Raw genomic sequence first — 14325 nt, forward strand, 5'->3', positions numbered from 1 at the left:
TTTACTAAGATAACAACATTGGTAATTTTTATATGGTGAAAAAAGGAAAACGCTATATTGGACTCTCTCGACAGTTGATCGGGGCCATCATTGCCATCAGTACCTTATTCACAGTTATAGTGACAGGTCTGGGGCTGTATGTGGAGTACCAAAATCGAGTTTCTTTTATCAGTTCTCAGATCGAGCAGGTTAAAGCTGGCTACCTTTCTGGTTTAACGTCAAGCCTATGGGTTGAAGATCGTGCTCAGTTGTTTGTGCAAGCAGAGGGCATCTCACGCCTCCCTTCGGTTAGTTATCTCCTCATTGAAAACCCTGATGAAAAAATCTTAGAGCTTGGCAGCCCTACTGCTGGGCAATCGTATTCTCAGTCATGGGAAATGGTGTATCAGATGGGGGGAAAAGACTTCCCACTTGCAACCCTCACGGTGCAATCCGATTTAAGTATGATCCTCAATGACTTCGAAGAGCGAGTGCTGTTGCTACTCGCTTTTGAAGCCGTGAAAATCTTTTTGTTGTCATTGGTTTCTTTGGCCATTGTTTATCGCTTGGTAGTCAAACGCTTAATGACCATGTCTTCTCAGATAAACGAGCAGCAAGTTGAAGACAATAAACCACGTTTTTTAACGCCAACCGACTCTACTTATAAAGATGAAATATCGACGTTGGAAAACAGCTACAACCAATCAATTGAACGCATTCGTCAACAGTATCAAGAGTTGATTAAAGCCAAAGAGACGGCTGAAGTTGCTAACCGTAACAAGAGTGAATTTTTGGCTAACATGAGCCACGAAATCCGCACTCCAATGAATGGAATTATCGGACTTTCGTCTCTGCTTTCAGAAATGGATATGCCGAAAGAGCAAAAAGAGTACGTCAACATGCTTAATACCTCTTCGTTGACTCTTCTCGACCTTATCAACGACATTTTGGATTATTCGAAAATTGAAGCAGGTCGTTTAGAACTTCAGCAAGAACCGATGAAAATGATGGGCATTGCTGCTGATGTAGAGTCGACCTTCAGAGTCAAAGCCGAACAGAAAGGGCTCAGATTCCAACTGGCGATTGATCCTAAGATCCCAACCATGGTGATTGGCGATCGAACCCAGTTAAGACAAGTCCTGAATAACCTAGTCGGCAACGCAATCAAATTTACTGAGCATGGTCATGTCACGCTCTCACTTCGCTTGGAAGAAGTCATCGAACCAGAACAAAAGCTCAGAGTGAAATTTGAGGTGACCGACAGTGGTATCGGTATCGCAGAAGACAAGCAACAATCGGTGTTTGATAAGTTTCAACAAGCAGATGGCAGCACTACGCGTATTTACGGAGGCACCGGGCTTGGTCTAACGATATGCGATAAGATCGTAACCCTAATGGGCAGTAAGCTTGAGCTAACCAGTGTCGAAGGTAAGGGAAGTACATTCTACTTTACTGCTGACTTTGACCCGTGTTTGGACGTCGACGAGAGCAACATTGATTTTAATAAAGTCTCTGTACTACTGGTTGATGATAGCCAGCTGAACATGCGTATTACCTCTACACAGCTTCAGTCATTTGGCGTGACCTCCAAGTGCTGTGAAACCGCTACTCAAGCGTTAGATCTGGTTTCAGAGTCTGTTGCGAAGTCGTCACCTTATGATCTGGTGTTGATTGATAAAGTCATGCCTTCCATCGATGGGTTCCAGCTAGCAAGAAGGTTAATGGAGCGATTTGGTAAAGATTGTCCTAAATTGGTAATGATCTCTGCCGACCCAAGAAAACAAGATGAAGTACGCGCTAAGCAAGTGGGGTTTGTTGCCTACATTGCTCGTCCTTATCAAGATAACCAACTTAAATGGACCGTCAGTGAGGTACTCGCAAGATCGGCGGATACTTCAACCTTCACCTATCCAAACCGAGGTGAAGTCGCGTTTAAGGATAATGAGCCTGCACCAACAACTAAACCAGCGGTGGTGGCGAAAGAGAGCGTCAAGGCTGAAGAGTCTAAGCCTGAAACCGCGTTATTTAGCGGAAAAGTGTTGGTGGTAGAAGACTCAAGAGTGAACCAACAAGTCGCCAAAATGATGCTCAAGAAGTTGGGTTTTGAAGTTGACATCGCAGACAACGGTAAAGTTGGAGTCGAGAAATTCAAATACAATGAGTATGTGATGATTTTTATGGATTGTCAGATGCCGGTTCTTGATGGCTTCGAAGCGACTAAACAGATTCGAGCGCTGGAGGAGGGGACTTCTAAACATATTCCTATCGTTGCGCTCACTGCCAACGTTGTACAGCGAGACAAGCACTTGTGCTTCGATGTGGGGATGGATGAGTTTTTACCTAAGCCTGTTAATCAAGGCAAGCTGAGAGAGATTGCCGCGAGTTTTATGTCGGATAAAAGCGATCTCGCGGGCGAAAGTGAGCAGAAGATTGTTTAGGTTCAACTAGCTGATGTCTCGCTAAAGCATACTCAATCAAATAAAACTCCGACTGAATCCGTCGGAGTTTTTTTAGCTAATTAGTACTTGGTTAGCTAACACATATCGAGTTAATCAAAACATTTAGATAGCCAATGCACCGCTTATCAATACAGATTGAATTCATAAGTTGTTGTACTTAAGACGTAAGCAAGGAGGAACGGTTGTCATATGGGTGAAATGCAACTGCCACGAAAATACGCTTAATTTGTCACAATTTCGTAATAGCATACTGCCAACTTGAACTCCTGTTTAACCTTAACGAAATTCAACCTGTGAGAGCCTAAGATGTTCAAACCTTTGTATGTATTTGATATGGATGAAACGCTGATCAATGCCGATGCAGCGATGCTATGGAATGAATTCTTGGTTGAAAAGGGCATTGCCACAGCCCCCAACTTTATCGAAGAAGATAAGCGCTTAATGGGCCTGTATTCAGAAGGTAAGCTGAACATGGAAGATTACCTAAGATTTTCCATGCAGCCACTAGCCGACATGCCAACAGAGCAAGTCACCGCATTGGTTGAAGAGTGTGTCGAACAGCATATTTTGCCTAAGCAATTCAAGCAGTCGAAACCTTTGATTGAACAGCTAGAAAATGACGACATCGATATGCTGATCATTTCTGCCAGCGTAACTTTCTTAGTGGAAGCCGTGGGCCGTAAGATGGGTATCGAAAACGCACTTGGTATCGATTTGATTGAAAAACAAGGCCGTTTTACGTCTCAAATATCAGGTGTACCAAGTTACCGAGAAGGTAAAGTCACCCGTTTAAAAGAGTGGTTAGACAACCAAGAAACCAACTACTCAGACATTCACTTTTATACGGATTCAATCAACGACTTACCTTTGTGTGAACACGCTGATTTTGCTTATTTGGTGAACCCATGCCCGCGTTTAAAAGCGTTAGCCGATCAACCGAATTGGTCGATTCTCGACTGGGATTAACGCGATTCTTATATTCGAATTAGCTTCGTTCTAGAACTCATCAAGCCGCTGACACAGCGGCTTTTTTGCATCATCAGTCTAATGTTCGATTTATTACCTCAGCTGACAAAAGTACGTATGTAACAATTCAATAACATCCATTCCTCAGTTGTAAATCAAACCACCACCTTTCAATCCCTTGATAGCACTCACTTTCCTGCCTTAGCTGTCTGTGTGTAACAAATATTTTACAAATTGACAGGGTTTCATCGAAATTGCCCATTTTCCTCCACCCATTCCATTATCTCGGCTTGTGGGCCAAATTTAATTAAGGACAAAAAACAATCATTTCATAAAAAACGTAACACAAAACCAATAGGTACAAGGAGAAAGTTCATGGTGGATACATACAACCCGCTTGGCACGGATGGATTCGAGTTTGTTGAATACACGGCCGTTGACCACAAGGGAATTGAGCAACTTAAAGCGCTGTTTGTGTCACTTGGTTTTGCTGAGATCGCTAAGCACCGTTCAAAAGAGGCTTGGCTGTATCGACAAGGTGACATCAACTTTATCGTCAATGAACAGCCACACAGCCAAGCTGAAGCGTTTGCTAAGGTACATGGGCCATCGGTCTGCGGCATGGCTTTTCGTGTGAATGAAGCAACGACGGCCATGGAGCAAGCGTTCAAGGGCGGTGGTGAAGAGTACAAAACAGAAATAGGGCCGATGGAGCTGAGCATTCCTGCCATTTACGGTATCGGTGAAAGTTTGCTTTATTTCGTAGACCGTTACGGCAAGCAGAGCATCTATGATGTTGATTTCCGATTCTATGATGATGCGGAAGAGCGTATGGCGAAAGCTGATGTAGGCCTTTACGAGATCGATCACCTCACGCACAACGTGAAACAAGGCAACATGGACCTGTGGTCTGGTTTTTATGAGCGTATCGGCAACTTCCGTGAGATTAGATACTTCGATATTGAGGGTAAGCTAACAGGCCTTGTGAGCCGCGCCATGACCTCACCATGTGGCAAAATCCGTATCCCTATCAATGAGTCTTCAGACGATAAATCACAAATTGAAGAGTTTATTCGCGAATACAACGGTGAAGGCATTCAACACATCGCACTTGCTACAGATGACATCTACAAAACAGTGAAAACCCTGCGTGATCGCGGCATGGACTTTATGCCAACCCCAGACACCTACTATGAGAAAGTTGACGATCGTGTGAAAGGCCACGGTGAAGACACCGACCTGCTTCGCGACCTGCGCGTTCTGATTGATGGCGCGCCGACCAAAGACGGCATCTTGCTGCAAATTTTCACGCAGACAGTAATCGGGCCTGTGTTCTTTGAAATCATCCAGCGTAAAGGCAACGAAGGCTTTGGCGAAGGCAACTTCAAGGCGCTGTTTGAATCGATTGAAGAGGACCAGATTCGTCGAGGAGTATTAGACGATGCATAAATGGATCTCATTTCCTCATCGGGAGGGGGTATGCTCGAAACAAGCGCATGCCGACTTCCCTGAAGAGGCAATCTATGAGCGAGAGGCGGGCCGAAGTGGTTTCTTTGGCCCTGCCGCTCACTTTCATCACCAACATGCGCCAACAGGTTGGTCGGAGTGGGAGGGCGATTTACGTCCTCGCGCTTTTGATTTTACGCTGGTGGAGAAAGCTAGCCAGATAACCCCTTGGGCGGTGCCTCATCTTTTGCACAACGCAGACTGCAAAATCCGCGTATGGCGCATGGATGAGAAGATGGATTTCTTGGTGCGTAACTCTGACGGTGATGAGCTGCTGTTCATTCATCAAGGCAGCGCCGATCTCTATTGTGACTATGGTCATCTAGAGGTGAGTGAAGGGGATTACGTGATGATCCCGCGCTCAACCAACTGGCGCTTGGAGCCAAGCGAGCCGATGTTCATCTTGATGATTGAGAACACCGACGCGGCTTACTCGTTGCCAGAGAAAGGCATGGTCGGCAATCACGCGGTATTTGATCCGGCGGTTCTTGAAACCCCGTCGATCAACGATCAATTCCGCGCTCAATATTCAGAAAACCAAACCCAAGTTCAGGTGAAGCGCCACGACAAAGTCAGTGTGATCACTTATCCGTTCAATCCATTGGATGCAATTGGCTGGCATGGTGATTTGGCCGTGGTGAAGGTGAATTGGCGCGATATCAGACCGCTGATGTCACATCGCTACCACTTGCCACCGTCTGCACACACTACCTTTGTTGGCGCAGGCTTTGTGGTGTGCACCTTTGTACCACGCCCGATTGAGAGCGATCCAGGTGCGCTGAAAGTACCGTTCTACCACAACAATGATGACTACGACGAAGTGCTGTTCTATCACGCTGGTGACTTCTTCAGTCGCGACAATATTGAAGCGGGCATGGTGACCTTCCATCCAGCTGGCTTCACGCATGGGCCTCACCCTAAAGCCTTTAAGGCAGGTCAGGCGCATAAGAAAAAGTTCACCGATGAAGTCGCGGTGATGATCGATACTCGCCATGCACTGCAGTTCTCTGACGAACTTGATAGCGTTGAGAACAAAGAATATGTCTACAGTTGGCAAGAGAAGTAAGGGGCAACAAGGATGAAATTAGCAACCAAGAAAAATGGCACTCGCGATGGCCTATTGATGGTCGTGAGTAAAGATCTCAAACAGTGCGTGCCAGCGACGGAGATTTTCCACGCAATGCATCTTGCACCCACCATGCAGGTAGCCTTGGATAACTGGGACAGCGTTGCTCCTCAGTTAGAAGAGTTATACACCTCGCTCAATAACGGGCATGTGACGGGAAGTGAAGTGTTTGCCACTCAGTATTGTGAATCACCATTGCCACGCGCTTATCAATGGGCTGATGGCAGCGCTTATGTAAACCACGTTGAACTGGTGCGTAAGGCTCGTGGTGCTGAAATGCCAGAAAGCTTCTGGGTCGATCCATTAATGTATCAAGGCGGCTCAGATGCCTTTATTGGTCCACGTGACAATATTGAATTTGCTAGCGACGGGTGGGGTATCGATTTTGAGGGCGAAGTCGCGATTGTGACCGGTGACGTGCCAATGGGTGCAAGTGCTAAACAGGCGCACGAGTCGATTCGATTACTGATGTTGGTGAACGATGTGTCGCTGCGCGGCTTGATTCCGGCTGAGCTCGCGAAAGGCTTTGGTTTCTTCCAGTCTAAACCGTCTTCGGCGTTCTCTCCGGTTGCGGTAACACCTGATGAGCTTGGCGAGCAATGGAAAGGCAGCAAGGTACATCTACCGTTGATATCGACCTACAACGACCAGCCTTTTGGTTGTCCGAATGCGGGCGTCGATATGACTTTCAACTTTGCTGAACTAGTAGTCCATGCTGCGAAAACTCGCCCACTATCGGCCGGTGCAATCATTGGCTCGGGCACGGTTTCTAATAAGCAAGGCACTGACCACGGCACCTCAATTGCCGAAGGCGGTGTGGGTTATTCATGTATTGCCGAAGTGCGAATGATTGAGACGATTCGTGATGGTAAGCCTTCGACTCAATTCATGTCGTTTGGCGATTCGATCAAGCTTGAGATGTTCGATGCAGCGGGTGACTCCATTTTTGGTGCGATTGACCAAAAAGTGAGCCAGTATCGAGCGCTATAATCCACGTAATAGGATTTCTGTATGAGTGAGAGCATCGTGAACAAGAACATTATACTTTACGGTTACTGGCGCTCGTCCGCAGCCTATCGAGTGCGTATTGGATTAAACCTGAAGCAACTCAACTACGAGTCTAAATCGGTGCACTTGGTGCGTAATGGCGGTGAGCAGCATGCCCCACAATATCGTGAGCTCAACGCCAGCCAATTAGTGCCCGTGCTGGTGGATGGTGAAGTTCAACTCAATCAGTCACTGGCTATTCTTCAATATCTCGATGAACACTATTTGTGTGAGAGCAGCCCTGACTCCTCGCTCATTCCAGAGCAAACACCATTGCGCTATCAAGCACTGGCGATGGCTCAGGACATTGCGATGGAAATTCACCCTCTGAATAATCTACGTGTGTTGCAGTATTTGGAGCGAGAGTTGTCGTGCGAGCAAGAGGCAAAAATGGACTGGCTTCACTATTGGATGAGCCAAGGTTTCTGTGCTCTAGAAGAGAAGTTGGCAAAGCACAGAAAAGCACACGGTGACTCGGTGTATAGCCTCACGGATTCACCATGCATTGTCGATATCTGCTTGGTGCCGCAGGTGTATAACGCGCTGCGCTTTGGCGTTGATATGTCGCCGTATCCGTTGATTAACTCGATTGTTGAGGCGTGTAATCAGTTGCCCGCTTTTATTGAGGCGATGCCAGAGAATCAAGCGGATGCGAATGAGTCCATGTAGATTCATTGATGTAAACGCAAATACTCTTCCCTTGCGCTACCAAACCGTTTCTTGAAAGAAGCTGTTTCCAAAAATAAAAATATTAAATTCAGTGAGTGAGTGAGTGAGTGAATATTTATCCCATTTGGCACTAATATGGCCTTAATAAAAAAGCCTCGTTATTAAATAAGAGGCTTTAACCCAAGGTTTTATATTAGTTGTGATTATCATTCGATAATGCTAATAATAAATAACACCTTCGCCTTTCGTAATTAGAGTACCAGCTTCATTGGTAATTATTTTATCTAAATCAAATAGTGAACCAATCGCCGCATTACCCAATCCAGCTTCAACGAATTTACAAACGGCATCAATTTTTGGCCCCATAGAACCAGCAGGGAATGAAAATTCTGCTAAACCAGCAGGCGTTGCTTGCTTCATTTCTGCTTGGTCTTCTTTACCATAGTTACGGAAAATCGAACCATCTGTTAAGATAATAAATAAGTCAGCATGGATTTTTTCAGCCAGTAATTCAGCCGTAAGATCTTTGTCAATTACGCACTCTACGCCAGTACTCTTACCTTGCTCGATACTCACGGGAACACCGCCGCCACCACAAGCGATAACAAGATTTTCTGTATCTAGAAGAGTTTCAATTTGCTGAATTTCAACAATGTTTTTGGGCAGAGGAGAAGGCACAACGCGACGGTAGTACTCGCCATCAGCTTTAAATTGCATTGTGCTCTGAGCCATTAACTCTTTAGCTCGTTGCTCTGTATATACAGGGCCAACAAATTTAGTCGGGTTAGCAAACGCAGGGTCTTTTTTGCATACTTCAGTTTGCGTGACTAGCGTCGCTACGTCTAATTCAGGATCAATGTTTCTTAGCTCTTGTTGTAACATGTAGCCCACCATGCCACAGGTTTGAGAGCCTAGTACATCCATTGGGTACGAGGTCGTCTCTGGTGAATATTCGCTATAAGCTGCGTTTTGTTCCATCAACAAACCTACTTGTGGGCCATTACCATGAACGATAACAATCTCATGCTCGCGAGCGATCGCGGCAATACTCGCCGCGGATTTGATTATATTTTCACGTTGGTTCTCAGCCGTTAATGCTTGGCCTCTTGCTAAAAGAGCGTTACCGCCTAAAGCTAATACTATGCGCATGATAATGTCTCCGATCATTTTATAATGATTTTATTTTACGTAGGAATTAACCGCTTGTTATTTCTAGTTGGGTTCAAGCTTATTAATAACAATGACTAGGTTGTTAATTACTCTTAAGTAATTAACATGCCGAGATAGTATGGGAAAATAACCGTTCTAAATGTGATAGCTATCAAATTATCATTTGACTAGAAATGGAGCTGTGGAAACGGCAATTATTTAAATTCGATTAAATATCCATAAGCTTGGATACAATCTAGCGGTGGAGTCTTTTTTGGTATAAATGATTCGTCTTTAGTGAATATTATCTCAGGCTATAAAATGACTATTTTTCTATTTTTGTTTTAAATATGATGAGCAGATCGCATTAAGAACTTTAGAAAAGGCACGAGGCCATACTGAGGTGAGGATTCACGAGCTTAGTAGTTTAGAATCGGTTTTTATCGGCCAACCAAGGGCTGCTTAAAGTGTTTAGTGTTTAATGCTTCTCCCGTTACTTGCTTCATTCAGTCATCGGTTTTCAATCGGCTGCCTTTACTCCAGATGTTGTCTGATAGCTAAATGCTCCATATATCTTGCACACAACCGTTTGTCGGTAAAAGCCGTTTTACGGGGCACTAATCGAAAAGGGAGAGCTTTTGAACCAGGAAATGCCAAGGGTTAAAAATCATATTGTGACAATTTTGGACAAAAGCTTGCCAGTGCCTTTGCTAATTTAGAAAACCATGAATAATCACAGGTATTGCAAAGTTGTTGGGAAGAGCTAATGCGATTTTACTCATCGCACTAGCAAGAAAGTTGGATTAGTTTAGGTGCGGATTAATTCCTATTATGTTCAATCGCATCCCCCTTACAACGAAGAACGGCTCCCAATCGGGAGCCGTTCTTGTTTCTAAAGCCACTAGTTCTTTTTTACAAAACTAAAAGACCAAGCGAAACAAGCTATCCATACGATGCCAGTCCACCCTAGTAGTAGACTTAAGATAAATATTGGTGTGGAGTTGTGATGCTTCCTGTAACCGGCAATGAAGGAAGGTAAAAAGTACAAAAACAACAAAACCATTAATTGAATGAAACCAAGATCCATTGAAAATTCCACCATGTGAAAAACTACATATTAAACTGATTTAAATCGGTGTTCATTATGCCTGATTGCGCTTAATGGTGCATATCTTATTAGTTCATTGCAACCTATTGTATTTAAAGGTTTTATCATTGAAGTATCGCGAAATGAGTAAGAATTACATTTTTCGAGAGTTAGAGTGCCAAATGACCAAGGAAGAGGTCGCAAAACTGTGTTTTAAAAGTGTGAGAACAGTCACAGGATGGGATGAGGGCAATCCAATACCACCTGAATGTAAAAGGCTTATGAGGATGGCCAAAGGTCGGGAACTAAGCATTAGTGAAAATTGGGAACAGTTCAAAATGTTATATGACAGTATGGATCTGTCAACAGGCCAAGTGGTGAGACCGCAACAAATACTAGCAGGGATTGCGCTATTGGGGATTCAGTCGGAACTAGAAATTAAGACATCGACGTACCTTTTAAGGGTTGCTAGGTCGATAGCAAGAATTAAAGAGAAAGTTTAAACCCTAAATAAGAAACCCAACATTGAGAATAAATTGCTGAGTTTCTTCATCGAATGTTATTTTATAGAGGTTTTGCTTAAAACACTTTACCTGTTATATAAAATGTAGCGGACGCTGTGGGCGCTTCGATGATTTATGGCAAGCCCTACATTTAAAGACTTCCTCATATTCTATGTAACCCTCAGATAACATTATTTGAGGGGGGAAAGTACACTGACAAAGTTTATAGCCTAAAGCTTGGGCTATTTGAGCCTCAGCTAATTTCGTTGCTTTAGTTGCTTCCTCCAATGACTGTTCTATCGCTTGCTTGTTTTGAGAATCTGGCAATGCATCTTTAGTTTGTTTGACCAAGCCAATCGTGTCAGAAAGTAGAGAAATACCAACTCTAACACTTTGCATTGCTGTAGTTAAATCGTCCATTTTATTCTCCAAAATTTATAAAGGCCCTTAGAAAAGGAATTTCTATATTTTAATGTAGAAGTTTTTCATCCTGTACCTTGTTAAAGTAATAATACTAAATACTTTACTTAAAGAACAATAGGTTATGTAACCAAACACGGTGTATTGAGCATAAACTATAATGTTGCTCTATAACGTTTCGAGCATAATTCTAGCGCGTAAGCTTGCAACTAGAGCAGAGCTTTGCAAGCGCTGATAGTTAGAATTTACCCCGTGATACATCTCGGGGATTAACAGCCAACAGCATGAGAAGAATGGATAACTTTTAGTATTGCAAAAGGTCATTAACAGGATATGAACGAGTAAAAGCACTAAGTAGAAATGGGGCAAAAGTGAGTCAGCCGTGATTGACTGACTCAAGGGAAGCTCTCTTAGCTATTTGATCGGAATATAGATTTCGGTTTTTAAATTCTCAGGTTTAGTTCGTCTTGGGTCTCGATTCAGGTACACCTCAAAGCATGGTTGATCTCGCAGTTCAAACCCACTCTCTGGTAGCCATTTCAAGAGTAAATAGCTATAAGCTTCAGAGAGTTTCTCGTAAGTACCTTTGTGTAAGGCCTTGGCATATTTGCCACCCAAGATTGTCTTGCGCTCGATACCTTCAGGTAATTCCATCTCAGTAACGATCGTTGCACATGCATCGTAGCGTATATTATCTACAAGGGTTATATTCGGGTCGTCATGGCTTATTCCTATCGTTATTGTCTCGGGTTGAATTAAGCGATTAGAATAAACAAACGGCATCAGTTGACCCCATGCGGTTGCAGCAGCATCATTGTATTTGCCACTACCTCTGGAATACAGGACTTCCGTAGACTTGCGATCGACAACGTTTATATTCATCTTTATGTCCTCAAAACTAGTGAGTTGTTGCCCTTTTAAGGCAGGAACTGTTTTTTGATGACGAATATACGATGGTGTACAAGAGAACTGCTTTCGCATCGCCTTATTAAAAGAAGCTTGGTTTTCATAGCCACAAGAAAAAGCAATCTCAGTCATGCTCTCATCTCCATAAGCAATACTTCGTGCCGCCCTCTCTAAAAGCAGGCGCTTACGCATCGCATATACACCCTCGCCATAATAGGCTCGGAACAAGTGATGAAAATGGTATTTTGAGAAGTGAAATTTTGATAATAGCTCTTCTATTACCATCGGTTGATCAAGGTGAGATTCTAAATACCTCACTACCTTCTCCAACCTCACATAGTTGTTCTGCATTACTTATACATCCATCCTATTTCGACATAGGTAGTGTCCTATACCGCGAGACTAAGTGATTTTCCATTATTGCTAATTTGTCTGAAAGTTTAGATTCAAGACCGTTTTCAAACCTGACATCAATCTAAAAAATACAAGCAACATAAGAAAAAGTAACTAAAGAACATTGCCAATTTGGCTACTGAATAAAACACTACGGGGCCGAAATGAGTTCGAGCAGTCTGTTGGAACGGCTTAAAGCTAGAGTTAAAAAGTGACAGACATATCCTGACTACTCTACCTAAAAACATCGAATACTAAGATCAAAAAAACCTCCACAGCGTCACTTCATTATCCGTGGAGGGGCGCTTGTAGTGGTACGCTGAATTTGGTCACTTAGTTAGAGGTGATATCATCACCTCATAAGTTAACAGGTGACACTATGACAAAACGTACAAGAAGACTATTTAGCGCTGAATTCAAATTAGAAGCGGCACAACTGGTTCTAGATCAGAACCACTCTGTGACAGAGGCTGCTCAAGCTATGAATGTTGGGAAGTCCACGATGGATAAGTGGGTTCGCCAACTAAAAGAGGAACGTCAGGGGAAAGCACCTAAAGCATCGCCGATGACGCCTGAGCAAATTGAAATACGTGAATTAAAAAAGAAGTTAGCTCGCCTTGAAGAGCATAATGAAATATTAAAAAAAGCCACGGCTCTGTTGATGTCGGACTCACTGAACAATTCTTGATAATCAAGAAACTCAAGCAGAGCCACAGCGTAAAAATATTATGTGAAGTGTTCAATGTTCATCGAAGCAGTTATAACTACTGGCGAAAACGTCCAGTAGAAATTGATGCCGAAACAGCAAAGCTCCGTAGTTTAGTTAGCGAGGCACATGCCGCAAGCAACGGTTCTGCGGGAGCGAGAACCATTGCTGACATAATAACGAGTCAGGGAACTAACCTGAGTCGCTACAGAGCAACGAAGTTCATGAAAGCCCTTGGTCTAGTGAGCTGCCAAGTGCCAAAACACAGGTATCGTAAAGCATCACAAGAACATATTGAGATCCCAAACCTCTTAGGCCGCCAGTTTGCAGTTACGGAGCCAAACAGAGTTTGGGTTGGTGACGTTACTTATGTTTGGACTGGCTATCGTTGGATGTACTTAGCCGTAGTTTTAGACCTGTTCGCTAGAAAAACGATTGGTTGGGCAATGTCATTATCGCCCGATAGTCGATTAACTCGTAAGGCTCTTGCCATGGCTTATGAGTCTCGTGGTAAACCACAGGGCGTCATGTTTCACAGCGATCAAGGCAGTCATTATACAAGCCGAAGTTATCGGCAATTACTGTGGCGCTTTCAGATCAAGCAAAGCTTATCTCGACGAGGAAATTGCTGGGATAATGCACCAATGGAACGCTTCTTTAGAAGCTTGAAGACGGAATGGATACCTACAGTAGGTTATCGGAGCTTTGCAGAGGCACAACAAGAAATTACTCGATACATTATTGGGTATTATTGCCAACTCCGCCCGCACCAATACAACGGTGGTTTGACTCCCAATGAATCAGAACGATTGTTCTGGTTAAACTCTAGGAACGTGGCCAATATCAGTTGACCACTACAATTTTCAATACGTTAAGTGCAAATACTACTAATCTGTCCAAGGTTTAGAGGACCTTGAACAGATTAGGTATACACGAGCTTAAATTAAACGTTGGAACGCGCGTTTTTCTTCTTTGATTTATAGGCTTTCATTGAAATTTTTAAAGCAAGCTGTTTTTGTTTAATTGAAATGAGTTGTCTAGTTACGACCTTATAGTGTAACTCTGTGATAAAGTTTTTTTCCCAAGGTGTAAGGCGGTCAAACCTCAATAAAATAGTGTCATTGAGTACATTGAACAACTCGTATTGGCTTTTATCCATTCGACTGCTAAGCATTCAATTAGAGCACTTAGCTAGAGAAATGACGTTAAGGCTTTCTACTTTCTCATTTTTTCCTAAGGTAATGATTCGATAAGAGATCCCACTCTCTAATAGTGGTCTTATTTCGATGTTGTCACAAAAACTAACGGCGACTTTTTCTACTAAGCGGTCCATATTCAAAGTTTTCTTTTTTACGAAAACAAGAGTGACACTATCGCCCTCTGACTGTGTATTTACGAGTGTGATTGAG

14 protein-coding genes are annotated in these 14325 nt (G+C 43.4%); 8 read left to right on the forward strand and 6 right to left on the reverse strand.

Going from position 1 to position 14325, the window contains the following annotated elements; genetic code table 11:
• Positions 1 to 32 precede the first annotated feature (32 nt).
• The 6 genes from CWO08_RS02485 to maiA all read left to right on the forward strand — a co-directional run bounded on the left by CWO08_RS02485 (position 33) and on the right by maiA (position 7752).
• On the forward strand, positions 33 to 2417 hold the full coding sequence (locus CWO08_RS02485) for a response regulator (RefSeq protein ID WP_102433012.1): 2385 nt from the start codon (positions 33 to 35) through the stop codon (positions 2415 to 2417).
• A gap of 327 nt (positions 2418 to 2744) precedes the next feature.
• Entirely contained in the window at positions 2745 to 3404 is a 660-nt protein-coding gene (locus CWO08_RS02490) for an HAD family phosphatase (protein WP_102433011.1), read from the forward strand.
• Positions 3405 to 3779: 375 nt separating this feature from the next.
• Entirely contained in the window at positions 3780 to 4853 is a 1074-nt protein-coding gene (hppD, locus tag CWO08_RS02495; protein ID WP_102479834.1) for a 4-hydroxyphenylpyruvate dioxygenase, read from the forward strand.
• The gene (locus CWO08_RS02500) at positions 4846 to 5976 is read left to right on the forward strand and encodes a homogentisate 1,2-dioxygenase (protein ID WP_102479836.1); all 1131 of its coding nucleotides are present in this window, start codon (positions 4846 to 4848) and stop codon (positions 5974 to 5976) included. The genes hppD and CWO08_RS02500 overlap by 8 nt, the downstream gene beginning before the upstream one ends.
• Before the next feature lie 12 nt (positions 5977 to 5988).
• Positions 5989 to 7026: a fumarylacetoacetate hydrolase family protein gene (locus tag CWO08_RS02505; protein WP_102479844.1), complete on the forward strand. Its 1038-nt coding sequence runs from the start codon at positions 5989 to 5991 to the stop codon at positions 7024 to 7026.
• Positions 7027 to 7047: 21 nt separating this feature from the next.
• Entirely contained in the window at positions 7048 to 7752 is a 705-nt protein-coding gene (gene maiA, locus CWO08_RS02510) for a maleylacetoacetate isomerase (protein WP_102479846.1), read from the forward strand.
• A 219-nt stretch (positions 7753 to 7971) separates the two neighbouring features.
• Here the strand turns inward: maiA and CWO08_RS02515 are convergent, their stop codons facing one another.
• Together CWO08_RS02515 and CWO08_RS24405 are read right to left on the reverse strand one after the other, a co-directional pair.
• A complete protein-coding gene (locus tag CWO08_RS02515) occupies positions 7972 to 8901 on the reverse strand; it encodes a carbamate kinase (RefSeq protein WP_102431585.1) in 930 nt (309 codons plus the stop codon).
• A 901-nt stretch (positions 8902 to 9802) separates the two neighbouring features.
• Positions 9803 to 10003 (reverse strand): superinfection immunity protein, encoded by a 201-nt coding sequence (locus tag CWO08_RS24405; protein WP_371957750.1) that lies wholly within the window; start codon positions 10001 to 10003, stop codon positions 9803 to 9805.
• Positions 10004 to 10116: 113 nt separating this feature from the next.
• Here CWO08_RS24405 and CWO08_RS24150 point away from each other — a divergent pair, with 113 nt between their 5' ends.
• Positions 10117 to 10491, forward strand: a complete 375-nt coding sequence (locus tag CWO08_RS24150) for a phage protein (protein WP_108019764.1) — start codon at positions 10117 to 10119, stop codon at positions 10489 to 10491.
• 93 nt (positions 10492 to 10584) lie between these two features.
• Here the strand turns inward: CWO08_RS24150 and CWO08_RS02530 are convergent, their stop codons facing one another.
• Positions 10585 to 10911: a hypothetical protein gene (locus CWO08_RS02530; protein WP_102549349.1), complete on the reverse strand. Its 327-nt coding sequence runs from the start codon at positions 10909 to 10911 to the stop codon at positions 10585 to 10587.
• Positions 10912 to 11325: 414 nt separating this feature from the next.
• Positions 11326 to 12168 (reverse strand): GyrI-like domain-containing protein, encoded by an 843-nt coding sequence (locus tag CWO08_RS02535; RefSeq protein ID WP_102431583.1) that lies wholly within the window; start codon positions 12166 to 12168, stop codon positions 11326 to 11328.
• Positions 12169 to 12589: 421 nt separating this feature from the next.
• On the opposite strand from CWO08_RS02535, the gene CWO08_RS02540 reads away from it, so the two are divergent.
• Positions 12590 to 13767 (forward strand): IS3 family transposase gene (locus CWO08_RS02540; protein WP_102420178.1). Its coding sequence is split into 2 segments (ribosomal slippage): positions 12590 to 12848 and positions 12848 to 13767, totalling 1179 coding nucleotides; the frame shifts between segments, so codons are not numbered across the junction.
• Between the two features lie 92 nt (positions 13768 to 13859).
• Here CWO08_RS02540 and CWO08_RS02545 read toward each other — a convergent pair.
• Positions 13860 to 14090 (reverse strand): hypothetical protein, encoded by a 231-nt coding sequence (locus tag CWO08_RS02545; protein WP_108019766.1) that lies wholly within the window; start codon positions 14088 to 14090, stop codon positions 13860 to 13862.
• Positions 14091 to 14325 (reverse strand): type II secretion system pilot lipoprotein GspS-beta (gspS2, locus tag CWO08_RS02550; protein ID WP_108019768.1); only part of this gene is annotated, 235 nt, incomplete at its 5' end. It lies immediately after the preceding gene.

The sequence above is a fragment of the Vibrio sp. 10N.286.48.B8 genome, assembly GCF_003050085.1.
GTDB classification, from domain to species: domain Bacteria; phylum Pseudomonadota; class Gammaproteobacteria; order Enterobacterales; family Vibrionaceae; genus Vibrio; species Vibrio crassostreae.

Excerpts from the sequence above, each read along its gene's own strand:
- CWO08_RS02500 (WP_102479836.1), top strand. The coding sequence starts at position 4,846 with ATGCATAAATGGATCTCATTTCCTCATCGGGAGGGGGTATGCTCGAAA.
- CWO08_RS02515 (WP_102431585.1), bottom strand. The coding sequence starts at position 8,901 with ATGCGCATAGTATTAGCTTTAGGCGGTAACGCTCTTTTAGCAAGAGGC.
- CWO08_RS02545 (WP_108019766.1), bottom strand. The coding sequence starts at position 14,090 with ATGCTTAGCAGTCGAATGGATAAAAGCCAATACGAGTTGTTCAATGTA.
- CWO08_RS02530 (WP_102549349.1), bottom strand. The coding sequence starts at position 10,911 with ATGGACGATTTAACTACAGCAATGCAAAGTGTTAGAGTTGGTATTTCT.
- hppD (WP_102479834.1), top strand. The coding sequence starts at position 3,780 with ATGGTGGATACATACAACCCGCTTGGCACGGATGGATTCGAGTTTGTT.
- CWO08_RS02535 (WP_102431583.1), bottom strand. The coding sequence starts at position 12,168 with ATGCAGAACAACTATGTGAGGTTGGAGAAGGTAGTGAGGTATTTAGAA.
- CWO08_RS02505 (WP_102479844.1), top strand. The coding sequence starts at position 5,989 with ATGAAATTAGCAACCAAGAAAAATGGCACTCGCGATGGCCTATTGATG.
- CWO08_RS02485 (WP_102433012.1), top strand. The coding sequence starts at position 33 with ATGGTGAAAAAAGGAAAACGCTATATTGGACTCTCTCGACAGTTGATC.
- CWO08_RS02490 (WP_102433011.1), top strand. The coding sequence starts at position 2,745 with ATGTTCAAACCTTTGTATGTATTTGATATGGATGAAACGCTGATCAAT.
- maiA (WP_102479846.1), top strand. The coding sequence starts at position 7,048 with ATGAGTGAGAGCATCGTGAACAAGAACATTATACTTTACGGTTACTGG.
- CWO08_RS24405 (WP_371957750.1), bottom strand. The coding sequence starts at position 10,003 with ATGGTGGAATTTTCAATGGATCTTGGTTTCATTCAATTAATGGTTTTG.